This window comes from Edaphobacter sp. (assembly GCF_028283685.1).
Classification (GTDB): domain Bacteria; phylum Acidobacteriota; class Terriglobia; order Terriglobales; family Acidobacteriaceae; genus Edaphobacter.
Genome location: NZ_JAPWKF010000004.1, coordinates 300,647 through 316,990, shown reverse-complemented (window position 1 = coordinate 316,990; position 16,344 = coordinate 300,647). Strand labels below are relative to the sequence as shown.

At 62.8% G+C, this 16,344-nt stretch carries 15 protein-coding genes; 7 read left to right on the top strand and 8 right to left on the bottom strand.

What is annotated here, in order from left to right:
• Positions 1–159: 159 nt before the first annotated feature.
• Complete coding sequence (locus tag PW789_RS06350) at positions 160–315, bottom strand: hypothetical protein (protein ID WP_299373099.1); 156 nt, start codon at positions 313–315, stop codon at positions 160–162.
• A gap of 62 nt (positions 316–377) precedes the next feature.
• Complete coding sequence (locus tag PW789_RS06345; RefSeq protein WP_299373097.1) at positions 378–1,361, bottom strand: DHH family phosphoesterase; 984 nt, start codon at positions 1,359–1,361, stop codon at positions 378–380.
• Between the two features lie 153 nt (positions 1,362–1,514).
• On the opposite strand from PW789_RS06345, the gene PW789_RS06340 reads away from it, so the two are divergent.
• Positions 1,515–2,531, top strand: a complete 1,017-nt coding sequence (locus tag PW789_RS06340) for a CPBP family intramembrane glutamic endopeptidase (RefSeq protein ID WP_299373094.1) — start codon at positions 1,515–1,517, stop codon at positions 2,529–2,531.
• Here PW789_RS06340 and PW789_RS06335 read toward each other — a convergent pair.
• Positions 2,528–3,979 carry a Na+/H+ antiporter gene (locus tag PW789_RS06335; RefSeq protein ID WP_299373091.1) on the bottom strand — a complete coding sequence of 484 codons (1,452 nt, stop codon included), beginning with the start codon at positions 3,977–3,979 and terminating at the stop codon, positions 2,528–2,530. The genes PW789_RS06340 and PW789_RS06335 overlap by 4 nt on opposite strands.
• 298 nt (positions 3,980–4,277) lie before the next feature.
• On the opposite strand from PW789_RS06335, the gene PW789_RS06330 reads away from it, so the two are divergent.
• The 3 genes from PW789_RS06330 (at position 4,278) to PW789_RS06320 (ending at position 9,831) form a co-directional block, all read left to right on the top strand.
• Positions 4,278–6,980, top strand: a complete 2,703-nt coding sequence (locus tag PW789_RS06330; protein ID WP_299373088.1) for a penicillin acylase family protein — start codon at positions 4,278–4,280, stop codon at positions 6,978–6,980.
• A 172-nt stretch (positions 6,981–7,152) separates the two neighbouring features.
• The gene (locus PW789_RS06325) at positions 7,153–8,874 is read left to right on the top strand and encodes a hypothetical protein (protein ID WP_299373086.1); all 1,722 of its coding nucleotides are present in this window, start codon (positions 7,153–7,155) and stop codon (positions 8,872–8,874) included.
• Between the two features lie 18 nt (positions 8,875–8,892).
• Positions 8,893–9,831 (top strand): polyprenyl synthetase family protein, encoded by a 939-nt coding sequence (locus tag PW789_RS06320; protein WP_299373084.1) that lies wholly within the window; start codon positions 8,893–8,895, stop codon positions 9,829–9,831.
• Between the two features lie 243 nt (positions 9,832–10,074).
• On the opposite strand, the gene PW789_RS06315 is transcribed toward PW789_RS06320, so the two are convergent.
• Positions 10,075–10,479 carry a cupin domain-containing protein gene (locus PW789_RS06315; RefSeq protein WP_299373082.1) on the bottom strand — a complete coding sequence of 135 codons (405 nt, stop codon included), beginning with the start codon at positions 10,477–10,479 and terminating at the stop codon, positions 10,075–10,077.
• Positions 10,480–10,512: 33 nt separating this feature from the next.
• Between PW789_RS06315 and PW789_RS06310 the strand changes: the two genes are divergently transcribed.
• On the top strand, positions 10,513–10,884 hold the full coding sequence (locus tag PW789_RS06310) for an iron-sulfur cluster assembly protein (protein ID WP_299373080.1): 372 nt from the start codon (positions 10,513–10,515) through the stop codon (positions 10,882–10,884).
• A 3-nt stretch (positions 10,885–10,887) separates the two neighbouring features.
• Complete coding sequence (locus PW789_RS06305) at positions 10,888–11,694, top strand: class I SAM-dependent methyltransferase (protein ID WP_299373078.1); 807 nt, start codon at positions 10,888–10,890, stop codon at positions 11,692–11,694.
• A 4-nt stretch (positions 11,695–11,698) separates the two neighbouring features.
• Here the strand turns inward: PW789_RS06305 and tsaE are convergent, their stop codons facing one another.
• Together tsaE and PW789_RS06295 are read right to left on the bottom strand one after the other, a co-directional pair.
• Positions 11,699–12,148, bottom strand: a complete 450-nt coding sequence (gene tsaE, locus PW789_RS06300; protein WP_299373077.1) for a tRNA (adenosine(37)-N6)-threonylcarbamoyltransferase complex ATPase subunit type 1 TsaE — start codon at positions 12,146–12,148, stop codon at positions 11,699–11,701.
• A gap of 16 nt (positions 12,149–12,164) precedes the next feature.
• The gene (locus PW789_RS06295; RefSeq protein ID WP_367182485.1) at positions 12,165–13,751 is read right to left on the bottom strand and encodes an NAD(P)H-hydrate dehydratase; all 1,587 of its coding nucleotides are present in this window, start codon (positions 13,749–13,751) and stop codon (positions 12,165–12,167) included.
• 124 nt (positions 13,752–13,875) lie between these two features.
• On the opposite strand from PW789_RS06295, the gene mnmA reads away from it, so the two are divergent.
• Positions 13,876–15,006: a tRNA 2-thiouridine(34) synthase MnmA gene (gene mnmA / locus PW789_RS06290; RefSeq protein WP_299373076.1), complete on the top strand. Its 1,131-nt coding sequence runs from the start codon at positions 13,876–13,878 to the stop codon at positions 15,004–15,006.
• 15 nt (positions 15,007–15,021) lie between these two features.
• Here the strand turns inward: mnmA and PW789_RS06285 are convergent, their stop codons facing one another.
• Positions 15,022–15,567, bottom strand: coding sequence for a hypothetical protein (locus PW789_RS06285; protein ID WP_299373074.1), 546 nt, complete (start codon positions 15,565–15,567; stop codon positions 15,022–15,024).
• 75 nt (positions 15,568–15,642) lie between these two features.
• Positions 15,643–16,032: a YtxH domain-containing protein gene (locus PW789_RS06280; RefSeq protein WP_299373073.1), complete on the bottom strand. Its 390-nt coding sequence runs from the start codon at positions 16,030–16,032 to the stop codon at positions 15,643–15,645.
• Between the last annotated feature and the right edge of the window lie 312 nt (positions 16,033–16,344).

The window sequence follows — 16,344 nt, the reverse complement described above, 5'->3', positions numbered from 1 at the left end:
CTCTGGGTCACGAAACCACACGCAGCCGTCGTCTTCCCGATGACCCTTTATTGTGGCATCGTGTTCTTCTATATCGCCTTGCTGTGGCTGTTTCGAAAGTAAAGTGGCCAGCCGGGACACACCCCGGCTGACCGCTTTTGGCATATGCCTGAACGTTGTTTAGTCGTCGCCGCCGCTAACCCGGCCCTTGTTGCCCGGCAGGGCGCCTGGTTGAGGATCGAGCTCTGACCGCCGCCACTTGATCTTGCCCACAGTGACAGCAAAGAGGAAGCCCAGAAGCAGAACGACTCCAATTCCCCAGATCACAGGATTCATCGCGACCCTCCATAATTTCAGAGGCCGTCTGTAATCCCAGCGTTGCCCGGGCAACGGGCTTTCTAGATCTCTCGAGCTCTCAGTTCGTCCGCAATCTCAGCCGCGGCCTTCCGCGCCTGATCCTCGCGATCCGGCGGGAAGCTCACCGCGCCCACGCGGGCATGTCCGCCGCCGCCATAGCGCTCGCAGATCTCCGCCACGTTCGCCAGCTTCTCTGCCGGAAGCTTCGTCCACGGGTTTGTGCCCACCGATACCTTATTGCGGAACGATGACCTGCTCAGCCCCACGTTGTACGTCCCCTCCGGGAACAGGTAGTAGGGAATGAACTTGTTGTACCCCTCTGTCGGATGATCCGTAATGTCGAAGGTGATCACGCCCTTCTCCAGCGAGGCGCGAGACTTGATCAGCTCCACACCCGCCCAGTGGCGTTCCATCAGCGGGTCGAGCAGCACCTGCACAAACGGCTGATCGAGCACCTGTTGCAGAGACATCTCCGTCAGCAGCGGAATCAGCCGCTTGCCCAGCGTCTCGTCCGGCGTGCTTTCGATCACCGCCGTCAGCTTCATCGCCGGAGCTTCCATCTCCACCGCAGCCTTCGCGCTCTCGTACCGCGCACCGTCGACGATGTCGGCCCACTTAATCAGCTCCGCCAGCGGCTCCACGTCGAAGCCGAACTTCGTCTTGCCGATGTGCGCGATAAAGCTCGTGCAGGAGACATACTTCGGATCGTAGAACTTCCGCATCGACTCCGAGCCGTCCGCCTGCCCACGCTCAAAGTCGGCATGATCCTCCGGCGTCATAAACGCGCTCAGGTGATGGTCGAACCACCACGTCACCTTCTTCGAAGCCGAGTACTTAAAGTCGACGATCGCATTCTCGCCATCGATGAAGTCGCTCTCCTCAAACAATGCACCGGCGCGATGCACCAGCCCCTGGTAGGAAAAGTTCGACGCCGTCTTCACGCACTCGCGATGAAACCGTGTAAACACCGAAGCCGAGCAGGCTCCATCGAAGCACTTGTCGTGATAGAAGACTTTGAGATCCAAACCCTGTGACTCTCCTGACTTCAGGCAGCGACAGGTTCTCCGCTCGCTTCCCTGAAGGATTTAGGATACCCCACGCCTTCGCGTGAATATGCCCCGCGACGCGCTCGTTTATTCTCAAGGCAACGGCTTCCGCCGCAGACAAAGGAAGGGCCCTTGTTTACTGATCCGACCGGCGGAGACAACTCAACCACACCCGCTTCATCCTCGATTCTCTTCGGCCCCTACGGACTTCGAGCGGGCTGGGGCCTGCTCCTCGCTGCCGTATTTTTCTTCATTCTCTATGCCGCGCTGAGCTCCCTGCTCCATCACAGTCACCTGATCGGCTCGCATCTTGCGCATACGGCACCTGATCCACACCAGGTCTTACTCGTGGAACTCGTCGGCCTGCTCGCGATCGCTGTCACCACCTGGATCATGGCCCTCATCGAGAAGCGCTCCATCGGCCTCTTCGGACTCGGCGGCAGCGACAAGCTGAAGCACCTCATCAGCGGTCTCGTCGCTGGACTCGTCGCCATCACGCTGCTCGTCCTCGTCCTGCTGAAGGCCGGCCTTCTCATCATCGACCAGCACCTGCTCGCCGGAGCCACGGCGTTCCGGTACGCTCTGCTCTGGATCCCCGGCTTCCTCGCCATCGGCTTCTTCGAGGAGTACCTCTTCCGCGGCTATCTGCAGTACACCCTCGCTCGTAGCGTCGCAGCGCTGGCTCGGAGCCTCTCGGTCAATCTCAACGCCAACGCCGTGGGCTTCTGGGCAGCGGCCGTCCTCGTCTCCTTCGGCTTCGGCGCCGTCCACGGCTCCAACCCCGGCGAAAGCCCCTTTGGCCTCGTCTGCGCCGGATTCGCATCTCTTCTGTTCTGCTTCAGCCTGTGGCGCACCGGCTCGCTCTGGTGGGCGATCGGCATGCACGCCGCATGGGACTACGGACAGTCCTTCCTCTTCGGCGTCGCCGACAGCGGCACCATGATCGGCCATCGCCTGCTCGCCACGCATCCCGTCGGCGCGCCACTCTTCAGCGGAGGTGCAACCGGGCCGGAGGGTAGCATCCTCTGCCTTCCTGTTCTCCTGCTGTTAGCTGTCGTCGTACACTTCACCCAGCCTGCCGGCGAAAAGGGTTACAGCGCACATATGCCAGTGCCAAAGCCCACGAACGAGGACACGGCAGCTCCCTAGCTGATCTGGTATTTGCTTTCTTCCAGGTCGAGGATGCGCTCCATCTTGCGCAGCACATCGTCAGAGATGGCACCCTCGTCCCGCAGCCGGATAATCGTCCTGCGCTCGGCCTCCAGCGCGCCGCGCGCCGCATGCACCAGCTCCTGATAGACCTGGGCCTTCGTCGCTCCCTGTTCCGAATCCTCTTCCTGCAGCCCGGCCAGCCGATGCTCATAACGGTCGATCAGGTCATCGTAGGCATGGAAATAGGCCTCTCCCTTGCCGCGCCGACCCTCTTCCAGATAACCGACCGCCTCCTTCAGAGCCATCAGCCGCGCCTCCCGCTCCTCCGGCTCCATCCCGGATTCACCCGCCAGCCCCAGCGCTCGAATCAACGAGGGCAACGTAAGCCCCTGCAGCACCAGCGTCACCAGGATCACCGAAAAGGTCAGGAAGACAATCAGGTTGCGCGCCCCGAACTCCTGCCCATTAATCACCTCCGGCACGGAGACCGCAGCAGCCAGTGCAATAACGCCACGCATTCCCGTCCATCCAATCACGAACGTCTCACGTTGATTGATATCGTCAGGATGCCCCTTCATGCGGTGCACCAGGTTCGTCAGCCACACCGACGGTGCAATCCACACCATGCGCAGAATGATCAGCGTCACACTGAAGATCAAGCCGTATCCCACCAGCGTGACCATGTGATATCCGCCCTTGATCCCCGCCAGCACATACGGCATCTGTAGACCGATCAACAGGAACACGATGCCGTTCAGCGCAAACGTCAGCGCCTGCCACGCACCCACCACCTGGATGCGAACGCTGGGCGAAAACATCTTCGGACTCTGCCGGCTGACGTATAAACCGCAGGCGACAACAGCCAGCACACCGGACGCCTTCGCCTCTTCTCCCGCCAGGTAGGCTGCATACGGCATAATCAGGCTCAGCACCAGTTCAATCGGTCCGTTATCCACGAACCGCTCAAACCAGACCACCAGCAGCCCCATCAGCAGGCCGATTCCCAGTCCTCCCACGATCAGGTAGACCAGTTTTGCCAGCCCGGCCTGCACCGTGGGCAGATCGCCCGACTGCAGCAGCCCGATGCCCATCTCCAGCGCCAGCAGACCCGTGGCATCATTCAGCAGGCTCTCGCCCTCCAGGATGTCGACGATCCGTCGCGGCAGCCCCAGCGACTTCGCCACCGACGTCGCCGCAATCGCGTCCGTCGTCGCCAGCACCGCGCCCAGCAGAAATCCAGCCTTCCAATCGAGAGCTGAGATAAAGCGATCCGAAAACTCCGCGACGCCCCAGACGGTAAATCCCACCAGCCCTACGGCGAGCAGACCGATGATCAGCAGATTCCGGCGAAAGTCTCTCCACGAGACCGTCCACGCCGCCGAATAGAGCAGCGGGGGAAGAAAGATGATGAAGACCAGGTTCGGGTCCAGCGGAATCCGCGGCATGTGCGGAACAAGGCTCAGACCCAGCCCCGCAAAGAACCAGAACGATGGGATAGGGAATCTTCAGCCGTGCCGCCATGACCGCGAAAAAAGCGACCAGCACCAGCAACAGCAGAACGACCCTCTCCATAACATGCAGGCTTGCGACCGATTCCACGAGTTCCCTCCCCCCTGCGCCTTAGTAAAACAAAATAAACAGAGGGCCGCTACCTTTCGGCCAATTGCTCAACGACATCCCCTCCACCATTTAGACTTTGCGTACGCGATGACCTTCCCCGAACAGACCCCGGAACCGACTCTGATGCCCCGCCGTCCCGCAACAGAAACACCCCGCGCCTCCCGCCTCTCAGGAAGCTTCGCCAAGACCGCGACCATCTCTGTCTCGATTCTCATCATCCTGCTGCTGACCGCCTTCGTCGGGGCCCGCCGCTGGGCACAGCACGCTCTCAACATCGCGCTCCCGCAGATCGACGGGCAGCTCTCCATCTCCGGGCTCTCCTCCCCCGTCACCGTGCAGCGCGACGCTCACGGCGTGCCGCATATCCGCGCCTCGTCGCTCGACGATCTCGTCTTCGCTCAGGGCTTCGTCACCGCACAGGACCGCCTCTTCCAGATGGACCTGCTTCGCCGCCACGCTGCCGGCGATCTTGCCGAGGTGCTCGGCAGCTCCATGCTGCAACACGACCGCATCCAACGCGTCCTGCAGCTTCGCGGCACCGCCGATCGTGCCATCAGTCAGATTCCCGCCGACCAGCGCCACTATCTCGAGGTCTACGCACGCGGCGTCAACGCCTCCATCCAGGTCCAGCACGGCCATCTCCCCCTCGAATTCCGCCTTCTCCACTACGACCCCGCACCCTGGAACGCCCGCGACAGCCTGCTCGTCGGCCTCGTCATGTTTCAGGACCTCACCAACAACTTCACCACCAAGCTCAATCGCGAGTCTCTCGCTGCGCAGCTGACGCCTGACCTGCTCGCCGATCTCTATCCCGTCGGCTCCTGGCGCGATCATCCTCCGACCCAGCCCGAAGTTGATCTCACCGCGCCGCAGGAGCTGCCCGACATCCCTCTCGACGAGTCGCAGTCGTCGCTGCGAGCCCCCCGCAATCCTCGTCCAGGCACAGCATCTTCTGCTGATCTCCTCAGCCTCAGCCGCGCCCTCGCTCCCCTCTGCGACGGCTGCCGCGCAGGCTCCAACAACTGGACCGTCTCAGGCTCCCGCACCGCAACCGGAAAGCCGATGCTGTCGAACGACATGCACCTGAGCCACTCTCTGCCCGGCATCTGGTACGAGGCCGATCTGCAGGCCATGATCCCCGGCGACGACTTTCACGCCGCGGGCGTCTCCCTCCCCGGCGTCCCTTTCATCATCGTCGGACACAACGCTCACGTCGCCTGGGGCTTCACCAACCTTGGCGCCGACGTGCAGGATGTCTTCATCGAACACCTCCGCGGCAGCGGCAGCTCCACCGAGTACCAGTCCGCCGACGGCTCCTGGCACCCCGTCCTGCATCAGACCGAGACGATTCATGTACGCGGCAAACCCGACGTCGTGCTCGACGTCTCTGCAACGCAGCACGGCGGTCTTCTTACCCCCATCGTCTCCCCGCTGATGCCCTCCGAGCGCCGCCAGCTCGCGCTGCGCTGGACCATCTACGACCCCCAGGTTCTCTCCGCACCGCTGTACGACATCAACGCCGCCTCCGACTGGCCCACCTTCCTCCAGGCCTTCGCCAACTTCGGCGGTCCCGCGCAGAACGTCGTCTACGCCGACGATCAGGGCCACATCGGCTATCACGCCGTCGGGCGCATCCCCATCCGCGGCAATCCCGATAAGCCCGCGGTTCCGCAGATCCCTCCCACCATCGCCGCTCCTGCACCCGCACCGGCAGGCCTCCCTGCCACGCCCGCAACGGACACCAGGCAGGTGCCCCTCGCCACGACCTCCGCGCCGGCCACTCCGATCAGTCCCGTTCCGGTCGATGCCGTGTCCGGCCACTACGACTGGCTCGGCTACATTCCGTTCGTCGCCCTGCCGCAGTCCTTCGACCCCTCCGGCGGTGTCATCGCCACCGCCAACGCGCGCGTCACCCCGGACAACTACCCCTACACCCTCACCCTCGACTGGGCCGCGCCCTATCGCAACGAACGCATCTGGAAGGTGCTCTCCTCGCGCAGCCACCTCTCGCAGGCCGACATGCTCTCGCTGCAGACCGACGTCTACTCCGACCTCGATCACGTCATCGCGCAGCGACTCGCCTACGCCATCGACCACTCCACCACCAAGGATCGCCGCCTGCACCAGGCCGCCGACCTCCTGCGCAAGTGGAACGGCTCGGTCGACACCGATGCCGCAGCGCCCTCCATCGTCGTCGCCGCACGCAGCGCGCTCTGGGAGCTGATCCTCGATCCCCTGCTGCGTCCCACCGTCTCCGCCTCTGACTCGATCCCCAAAAACACCGCCCATCCCTCGAACGAGGCCTCCCTCTACACCTGGGGTGAAAAAAGCTATGCCGCCGAGCAGATCATCATGCACACCCCTCCGCGCTGGCTCCCTCGTGGCTACGCCAACTGGGATGAGCTGCTGACCTCCGTCGTCGATCGCGGTCTCCGCGATCAGAAGGCTCCCTTCGACCTCAGCCGCTGGAAGTACGGCCCCGCGCACCCGGTCGACATCGAGCACCCCGTCTACAGCCAGTCGCGCATCCTGCGCTATCTCATCGGGATGCGAACCGGCACCGGCGTACAACCGCAGAGCGGTGATAACAGCACCATCAAACAGGTTGGCCGGACCTTTGGCCCCTCCGAACGCTTTACCGCCGACCTCTCCAGCCTCGACGACTCCACCCTGAACATCGTCCTCGGTCAGTCCGGCAATCCTTCCAGCCCCTGGTTTCTCGACCAATGGCCTGCCTGGTACCACGGAGCGACCTTCCCCATGCCCTTCAGCGTCGGAGCCACCAACGCCGCCACACGCCACATCCTTACCCTCAACCCGCAGTAGGCTCAGCCTGCCCCGCTCATCGTGCCAATAGCAGAAGCTTCCAGCGTGTGGCGTCTGCTATTGGTTCCTGCCGATGCCGACGCAAACTGGACAACAGGCAACAACCTCGGGCACTCTCAAAAACAAGGTTCTGCTCCATTTTTCTGTTGTACTGTCTGCTCTTTAAGCCTTCATGCCATCTGATCGACGACACTACGTCCTGCTTCCGCTAGCTGCGTTCCTCGCCGTCCTGCCGCTGCTGCTTCGCGGCTGCTCCTGCGGGCACGACTTCGACTTCCACATCATCAGCTGGTTCGAGGCCGCGCGTCAGTTCGCCCACGGCACCCTTCATCCGCACTGGGCGTACACCCCCGCATGGAACGCGGGCGAACCGCGCTTCGTCTTCTACCCTCCGCTCTCATGGACCCTCGGCGGCCTGCTCGGCCTGCTCCTGCCCTGGCCCTGGACACCCATCGTCTTCACCTGGATCGCGCTCACCGCCGCCGGCTTCGCGCTGCATCATGCTGTGCGAGGCTTCGCCACGGCTAATGCCGCCCTGCTCGCGGCAGCGATCTACATCACCAACCCCTACACGCTCTATACCGTCTACGAGCGCACCGCCTACGCCGAACTACTGGCCGCCGCGTGGCTTCCCCTGCTGCTTCACGCCGTACTGCGCGAACGCACCAGCATCCGCTCCATCGCGGTCCCCATCGCTCTGCTCTGGCTGACCAACGCGCCCGCCGCGGTCATGGGCTGCTATGCCGCTGCAGCGATCATGCTGCTGCGAATCGTTTTCGCCCGCCTCCGCAAGACTCCCTTGCCGCAAGGCTTAATCCTGCGGTCCATCGCGGGGGTTCTGCTTGGGCTCGGGCTCGCAGCCTTCTACATCATCCCCGCCGTCTACGAACGCCACTTCGTGCAGATCTCCATGGCCATCCTTCCCGGCCTTAGCCCACACGACAACTTTCTCTTCCGCCACACCACCGATCCCGACCACGACACCGTCCTCCGCACCGCGTCAATCCTCGCTCTCGTGGTGATCGCGCTCACCACCACTATCCTTCTCGCTCTCTACCTGCGGAAAGACAAGAGCAATCCTCAAGCGCTCTTATCGAGACGCTCCCGCCAGATAAACGCCTCCGAGCTTCTCCCTCTTCTGCTCGCTCTGACGCTCCTCATCGCCTTCATGCTCACTCCTCTCTCAGAGCCGCTCTGGAACGGGCTGCCGCAGCTGCGCTTCCTGCAGTTCCCCTGGCGTCTGCTCGCCATCGTCGCGGTCGTCTTCGCCTTCGGAGTCGCGCTCGCGGCCTCACACCTCCGCGAGCGCACAGGAGCTCTCGCAGCACTCGCCGCCATCGCCTTCACACTTCCGGCATATGCCGCCTTCCACCAGATCTGCTACCCGGAAGACACCCTGGCCGAGCGCCTCGCCATCTTCCAGTCCGCCAACCCAGGCACCGACCCCACCGACGAGTACACCCCCGTCACCGGCGACAACGACGTCCTCGCGAAGACAAACCCTGCCTACTGGCTGGCTTCCTCCGCCAGCAGCGCACCGCCGCCCGGCTCCGTCTCATCGCCCGCGCCGAGCCGCCTCGATCTCGCTCCCACCGCACCGGCCATCCTCGTCCTCAACCTGCGCGACTATCCCGCCTGGACGATCACGCGCAACGGGCAGACCATCACCACGCGCCTCCATCGTGACGACGGACTCATCGCTCTCCCGCTGCCTGCCGGACCATCGCACATCAGGCTCGTCTACACCACGCCACCGGACCAGAACCTCGGCTATCTTCTCAGCACGCTCTGTTTGCTCGCCCTCACGATGATCATCGTGCGCAACGCGCGCGCTTCCGGCATCGTTTTTCCCGAAGAGCCGGCCGAGGTCCGCATCCTCAGCTCGTTGCCCTGATTTATCATCGAAGTTCAGATGAACGTCTCCGTACAGAACATCCTTCAGACCGGCGTCGAGATCACCGATGCCGCGCTGGAACGCCTGCTTCCCTCGCCCGACACCCTGCCGCACTCCATCCATCGCGCCATGCGCCACTCCACCTTCGCTGGTGGCAAGCGCCTTCGCCCCATCCTTGCGATGGAGGCCGCCCGCATGGTCGCAGGCACGGGCGAACTTCCCCAGGGGGCCGCTGAACTCGGCTCCGCTCTGGAGATGATCCACACCTACTCGCTCATTCACGACGATCTTCCGGCGCTCGATAATGACGACCTGCGCCGCGGCAAGCCCACCTGCCACGTCGTCTTCGGCGAGGCCATCGCCATCCTCGCAGGCGACGCCCTCCAGACCCTCGCCTTCCAGACCCTCGCCCAGCTTCCCGCGCCCCCGTCGACTACGGTCTCCATCCTGCGCGAGATCTCGCTGGCCATCGGCACCGGCGTCGGCCCAAACAGCCCTCTTCCTCCCGGCATGATCGGCGGCCAGGTCGTTGATATCGAATCCGAAGGCGTCCCGCCCACCGCCGAGCTGGTCGAATCCATCCACCGCGCCAAGACCGGTGCCCTGATCACCACCAGCATCGTCTCCGGCGGCATTCTCGGCCTCGCGCAGATCGACCACGACTTTCACGCCGACGCCATCGGACGCCTCCGCACCTTCGGCGAAAAGGCCGGTCTCGCCTTTCAGATCGTCGATGACGTCCTCGACATGACGCAGAGCTCCGAAGAACTGGGCAAGACCGCAGGCAAGGACACCGCCAGCATCAAGGCCACCTGGCCAGCCGTCTTCGGCATCGACCGCTCCATTCAGGACGCAGAAGAGCTGATCGCAGACGCCTTCGCCGCCCTCTCGCCCTTCGCAGAAAAAGCCGACCCGCTCAAAGCGCTGGCCAGCTATCTCGTAGAGCGCAAGCACTAAGCAGGGCTGCATCCCCGTCGCTGGAGACCCTGTCTCCAGCGATTTCACTTTAACTCGATGCGCTCCCCAATGCTCCAGGCCGCTCACAGGCCAACTGCAAACAGGCGTTCTAACCAGGCGGCCGCACTTGACAAATCAGGGCAGCAAAAGGCTCCGCCTGCAGGAAGAACGAACTACCTCCGTCAAGGTAACCGCCTGAATATCCCTTTTGGATAGAAGACTTTGACAAAAACCACGGGAGGACTACCTCACCGCGGCATACTCCTCATCGCTGACCGGACGTCCCCAGCTCACCACACTGCCGGCTTCATCCTGCTCCTGCATCGCCAGGTGAACCAGCGCCCGGCCGGCATCGGCGCCGTGCCAGTGATTCTCCCCCGGCCCGATTACCACGACGTCGCCCGGAGCGATCCGCTTTGCAGGCTCCCCCTCCAGCTGCACCCACCCAAAGCCGGAGACAACATTGAGGATCTGGCTGACCGGATGCGTATGCCAGTTCGTCCGCGCCCCCGGCGTAAACGTCACATAAGCCGCCTGAAGGCGCGACGGAGCCTCCGGGCTTACCACCGGTTCAATCCAGACCCCGCCGGTAAACCAGTCCGCTGGTCCCTTGCCTGTGGCACGTTCACTGTTCTTCAGAATCTTCATTCCGCCACTCTAGCAGCTATCATCAGATCTGGAATGCTCACGGAAGACGACATCCTTACTGCCCTGCGCGACTGCTACGATCCCGCGCTTCCCTGCAACGTCGTCGACCTCGGCCTCATTCGCTCCATCGCCGTCGCGCCCGATCCTGACGCGCCCGGCGCAGGCATTCGCGGCGTCCCGCAGAAGCATCGCATCGCCATCGCCCTCACCGCGACCAGCCCGACGGACGACGCGCAGGCTCAGCTCCAGGCCCAGATCGCCAACCGTCTCGCCGGACTCGAAGAGGCAGGTGAGACAACCGTCCGCATCGTCACCGAACCTCCCTGGACCCCACGCGACATCACCCCCGCAGGCCGACGCACGCTTGGCCTCGACGGCAATCCCGGCCTCGTGCAGATTCGCTAAATCATGGCCAAGGCACCCAAGGCGAAGACCGCCACAAAGACGACCGCCAAGGTGCAGCCGATTCGCCCCCGCGATCTGCTCATAGCAACGGCAACACCGATTCACCCCTTCGACCAGATGCATGGCACCGATACCAGCGGTCTGGTTCCGGCCAGCGATCTCGTCACCGGCCATGAGAACGACGAGCACGTCACCGCCTACTACGGCGTCGCGCCCTCCATCCTGCGCACACTCGTCGATCACTGGCGTCGAACCGACCCACCGGCTCACATCACCGACTACACCTTCCTCGACGTCGGAGCAGGCAAGGGACGCGCCGTGATGCTGGCCAGCGAGCTTCCCTTCCGCCAGGTTATCGGCGTTGAGCTCAACCCGGCGATGGCGAAGATAGCCGAAGCCAATGTTGCCCTCTGGAAACGAACGCACAAGGCTGACCCGACCGCCGGAACCATCGCTCCGACTCGCATCGTTCTGGAAGATGCACTCAGCTTCGAGCTGCCCACGACGCCGACGGTGGTCTTTCTTTTTCATCCCTTCGAGGCGCCGGTGATGAAGCTCTTTCTCCGTCGCATCGAGGCGGCCTTCGCCGCGCATCCCGGCACAGTCGATCTGCTCTACGTCAACGCCGAACACGGCTCCATGCTGGAGAAGCATCCTGCCTTCCACCTGCTCTGGCAGGGCTCCGTGCCCATGACGCCAGAAGATCACGCAGCCGATCTCGAAGCCATCGCCCAACAGGCCGAATACGGCTCCACAGGCGACGAGCTATGCGCCCTCTATCGCTATACCGGCCGCGGAAAGCTCGCCTGAGAGCCTAGCGCCAGCGCACCATCATCGAACGCTCATTGTCCTCGCCGTGCTCCATGGCGATCTCAGCATCCGCACGCGAGGCGATGCTCTCGAAGCGCTCGCCCCACTCAACGAGGACTAGCGCATTGGGATCGGCGGCCATCTCATCGATGCCCAGCGCCTCGATCTCGCGCTCCGTCTCCAGCCGGTAAAGATCAAGATGGTAGAGCTTCACCTTACGCCCCTGGTACTCATGCACCAGCGTAAAGGTCGGGCTGGTAACGTCTTCTTCGGTCGCGGCTCCCAGCGCCTCGGCAATACCCTTCACCAGGGTCGTCTTGCCAGCGCCCACCTCGCCGCGCAACACCACCAGCTTCGGCGTGGGGGACAGGATCTCAGAGATCTTTTCGCCCAGTGCCAGGGTTCCGGCCACGCTGCGCGTCTTGAATCGCTTCTCTCGGTTATACGTCGTCAACTGCTCTCCTCTTTCTCTAGCGAAGGCCACACAGCCATGTGAGGTTATCTTCATCGCGGACACGGTAGCGAAACCCGTTCGACAGATGTGCCACCGTATCGGTCGCCAGCACCGTGTGCTCGTCCATCTCGCGGGCGGCAAAGTCCGCCGCCAGGCCATGCAGATAAACCGCGGTCTCCACCGCCCTGGCAACATCGTCGGGAAACTGTGCCAGCATCGCCGCAACGATGCCTGTCAGAATATCGCCGCTGCCGCCCTTCGACATCGCGGGGTTGCCGGTCGTGTTGACGCCGATGCTGCCGTCAGGATGAGCCACCAGCGTTCGCCAGCCTTTGAGCACCAGCGTCAGTTTGTGCTTGGTCGCAAAGCTCCTCGCCAAACCAATGCGATCGGCCTCAACTTCCTTCACTGTCATTCCAGCCAGACGAGCCATCTCGCCGGGATGCGGCGTCAGCACGAGCGTGCGGCCGCTGCCGTCGAGCAGATCGGTCGCGCCTGCAAATGCATTGAGGCCGTCAGCATCGATGACAGCAGGCAGCTTCGTCCTGGCAATCAATTCACGCACGGCAGCAGAGGCCTCGCCTCTCTGCGAGAGGCCCGGGCCGATGGCCAGCACCGACATTCGTTCGATCAGCTTCTCCAGCTGGGCACCCTGAACATTCGAGAGTGCAATGGCACCTTCCGGACCTTCCTCGAGCGGCTTGACCATCAGCTCCGGCGCGATGCCTGCCACCAGATCGACCACCGACTTCGGCACCGCCGCCGTGACCAGTCCAGCGCCTGTACGCATGGCCGCTAGCGACGACATCGATGGTGCGCCCGCCGTTCCATAGCTTCCGCCGATCAGCAGAACGTGTCCGTATTTACCTTTGTTCGAGTTGGCATCGCGCGGCTTCTCAGCGATTGTCTTGGACGATCCGGTCCAGTAAAGATTCGCGCCCGAGAGCACAACCGAATCCGGCGAACCGATAGGCGCAACGACGACGGGACCAGGCGTGAGATAGCCGAAGATATGGGCTCGCTTGGGAGCGGTAAAGGTGACGACAGCGTTGGAGCGATAGGCTCCATCGCCTGTCTGCTCCAGAGAGTCCGCGTTCCAGCCGCTGGGAAGATCGACCGAGACGACCGGTGTAGCCATCTCCGCAATCAGCTTGCGGGCAGCCTCGGCCAGTCCACGCAGCGGCGGCTTGAAGCCGGTTCCCACCACGGCGTCGAGCAGGAGATCCGCAGGCTGCGCATGAATCGCCGCAGCAAGCTCCTCTTCCGTGAAGACCTCCGTAATCGCAACCTGCGGCGTCTCACGGCGGAGTTGATCGAGCGCACCTGCGGCATCGCCTTTCACATCAGCGGAGCTGCCCAGCAGGACGACGCGCGCAGTGATTCCTCTTGCAGCCAGCACACGCGCCGCGACCACACCATCACCGCCGTTATTGCCCTTCCCGCAGAGAGCGACGATGCTCCTGACATCCGGGAAACGGCGCAGGCAAAAGGCGGCGACCGCAGTGCCTGCAGCATCCATCAGCTGCGCCATTGGAATGCCTGCCTGCTCAGCGGTGCGGCGGTCGGCCGCTCCCATCTCTTCTGCCGTCAGAATCTTCATCATCACCCTTCTATCCCATTCGATGCGCCGAAGCCAAACCGGACACACGCGGAAGCCGAACAAGACAGGAGAGATACGCTGCAAACTGCACGATCGGCGTCAAACTCTGCGAAAATAGAGTGTGGAGATGAGGATGGCCGTCGAGACGAACAGCACGATCGCAGTCGCCATGTCGGGAGGAGTTGATTCCTCGGCAGTCGCGGCGATGCTGCGCGCCGAAGGGCATCCGGTCGTCGGCCTGACGCTGCAGCTGTGGAATCAGCGCCGGCTCGCCGGGCACGAAGGCATGCCCGAGGCGGTCCAGGGGCGCTGCTGCTCGATCGACGACGTCTACGACGCGCGAGCGGTCGCCGAGCAGATCGGCATTCCCTACTACGTCGTGAACCAGCAGGAGCGGTTCGAGGCTGATGTGGTGCGGCCGTTCGTCGACGAATACCTTGCCGGTCGTACACCGATTCCCTGCACACTGTGCAACAACCATCTGAAGTTCGATCAGCTGCTGCTGACAGCGCGGCAGATCGGCGCCGAGCGCATCGCAACGGGCCACTATGCGCGCAACCGCTACGACGAAGCGCGTAAGCGATGGATTCTCTCGCGTCCGGAAGACAAGTCGAAGGACCAGACTTACTTTCTCTTCGGCCTCACCCAGGAGCAGCTCTCGCGCACGCTCTTTCCGTTAGGCGAGATGGTGAAGCCCCAGGTACGGCAGCGAGCGGCGGATGCCGGGCTGGCGCTGGCCCAGAAGCCCGACTCGCAGGAGATCTGCTTCATCCCGAACGGCGACTACAGTGCCTTCCTGAAGGCCTACCTCGACGAACAGGGCGAGGAGATGCCCGATCTCTCCGGTGATCTGGTGACGCCGGCCGGTGAGGTCATCGGGCATCACCAGGGCATTCACAGCTTTACGGTCGGTCAGCGCAAGGGCATCGGAATCAGCGCACCAAATCCGCTGTATGTACTCGCGATTCACCCTGATTCGCACCAGGTGACAGTGGGAGCGGACGAGGGTCTGATGTCACGCGATCTGACAGCAAACCGGCTGAACTGGATCTCGATCGCCGGTCTTGGTGAGGGAGAAGAGCTTCGCGTCACCGCGAAGATCCGGCATCGCCATACGCCGGCGGCGGCGACACTTACGGGCACCGGGGGAGACCTGGTCCATGCGCAGTTCGACGAGCCCCAGCGCGCGATTACGCCGGGGCAGTCTGCAGTGTTCTACCAGGATGACGAGGTTGTAGGCGGAGGCTGGATCGTCTAGCTGGCGGTGCCCGTCCTACTCATCCTGGTCGTCGCGAGGACGGTTGCCGTTTCTGCCTCGTCCAACCAGCGTATCGATTCCCGCCTTCAGGCCGGACATCAGCCCATTAAATTCACGAACGGGAGCGGTCACGCTTCTCTGAATCGTTGAGGCAATGCCAACCGTGCTATCCAGGACGGAAGAGACCATATCATCCATACGCTCAGTCTGTGCGCGTGCCCGCAGATTGACGTCGGAGATGGTGGCGTCGAACTCCTGAGCCTTGGAACGAACAACGTGGCTGGTCTCGACCAGGTTTTCCGCGATGATGCGGACCTTGGGATGAAGATCGTTGACCATTTCCTGTGCGCTGTCGAGCACCGGCATGGTCTTAGAGCGGACCTCTTCCACGATGGCGATCACACGGCTACGCGCCTTGGCGGCGCCGATTGCCGCGATGACGACCACAACCGCCTGCACGAGCATGGCGAAAGCGACCATACCGACGAAGAACATCAACAGGCGCGAGTTTCCGGCAGAGATCGAACCTGCCTCCTGCAACCAAAGTCCAAGAATCATCATGGGAACTCCTCCTGAAACTGCCCAGCTGTCCGGGGTGCTGCATGTACGTCCGGACCCCGGACACGGTGGTGCAGCTTAGGAAGATGTCTCCTGAGTCGCGCTGGTGTAGGCCTGCTTGCCAGCATCGATTGCTGAGGAGATCTTCCCCTGCTGATCCTGGATCAGTCCCTTGCCCTTCTCAACATACTCCGACCACTGTGTGCGTCCACGGTCGTAGTACTCGCGTCCTCGATCGGCGTACTCGTTGATCTGCTCGCGGCCCTGCGCGGCATATTCGGTAGCACGCTCACGACCCTGTGCGGCATAGGCCGAGGCCTTGTCTTTGGCCTCGAGCGCACTCGCCCGCAGATCGTCACGTGTCTCTTTACCGGCCTTGGGCGCGTAGAGAACACCTACCAGCGCACCAAGACCCAAACCTGCGAGAAACCATCCCAGTCCGCTCGCGCCGTTATCGTTGTCAGCCATGTCGTATCTCCTTCGGGTCGTCGAGCGAATGGTATCGCCCTTTCTATTGTTTCTTCTGCAACTTAAGCTTTGCAGAAGAGCGGTCGCACTGCAACTTTACCAGCAGACGGCGCCAATCTTTACGTATGCCAGTCCACGCCGATGGATTGTGTTCCCGGGACCGAATTCGTTGTCGGGCCTTCGTGTTTCATCCAAATGACGCAGCACGTTCTAACTAAATGTGGATGCCCCTCTGATCGATTGGGTTGCGCGCCGACTGACAGCCGGGAACGTCCGTGACAGAGTCCGCAAATGGGCGGCTTCCCTGGCGCT

Bases quoted from the DNA above. Each gene is read 5' to 3' on its own strand.
- PW789_RS06295 (WP_367182485.1), bottom strand. From the start codon at position 13,751: ATGATGAAGATTCTGACGGCAGAAGAGATGGGAGCGGCCGACCGCCGC.
- PW789_RS06315 (WP_299373082.1), bottom strand. From the start codon at position 10,479: ATGAAGATTCTGAAGAACAGTGAACGTGCCACAGGCAAGGGACCAGCG.
- PW789_RS06320 (WP_299373084.1), top strand. From the start codon at position 8,893: ATGAACGTCTCCGTACAGAACATCCTTCAGACCGGCGTCGAGATCACC.
- PW789_RS06325 (WP_299373086.1), top strand. From the start codon at position 7,153: ATGCCATCTGATCGACGACACTACGTCCTGCTTCCGCTAGCTGCGTTC.
- PW789_RS06280 (WP_299373073.1), bottom strand. From the start codon at position 16,032: ATGGCTGACAACGATAACGGCGCGAGCGGACTGGGATGGTTTCTCGCA.
- PW789_RS06330 (WP_299373088.1), top strand. From the start codon at position 4,278: ATGCCCCGCCGTCCCGCAACAGAAACACCCCGCGCCTCCCGCCTCTCA.
- mnmA (WP_299373076.1), top strand. From the start codon at position 13,876: ATGAGGATGGCCGTCGAGACGAACAGCACGATCGCAGTCGCCATGTCG.
- PW789_RS06305 (WP_299373078.1), top strand. From the start codon at position 10,888: ATGGCCAAGGCACCCAAGGCGAAGACCGCCACAAAGACGACCGCCAAG.
- PW789_RS06335 (WP_299373091.1), bottom strand. From the start codon at position 3,979: ATGCCGCGGATTCCGCTGGACCCGAACCTGGTCTTCATCATCTTTCTT.
- PW789_RS06350 (WP_299373099.1), bottom strand. From the start codon at position 315: ATGAATCCTGTGATCTGGGGAATTGGAGTCGTTCTGCTTCTGGGCTTC.
- PW789_RS06310 (WP_299373080.1), top strand. From the start codon at position 10,513: ATGCTCACGGAAGACGACATCCTTACTGCCCTGCGCGACTGCTACGAT.
- PW789_RS06285 (WP_299373074.1), bottom strand. From the start codon at position 15,567: ATGATGATTCTTGGACTTTGGTTGCAGGAGGCAGGTTCGATCTCTGCC.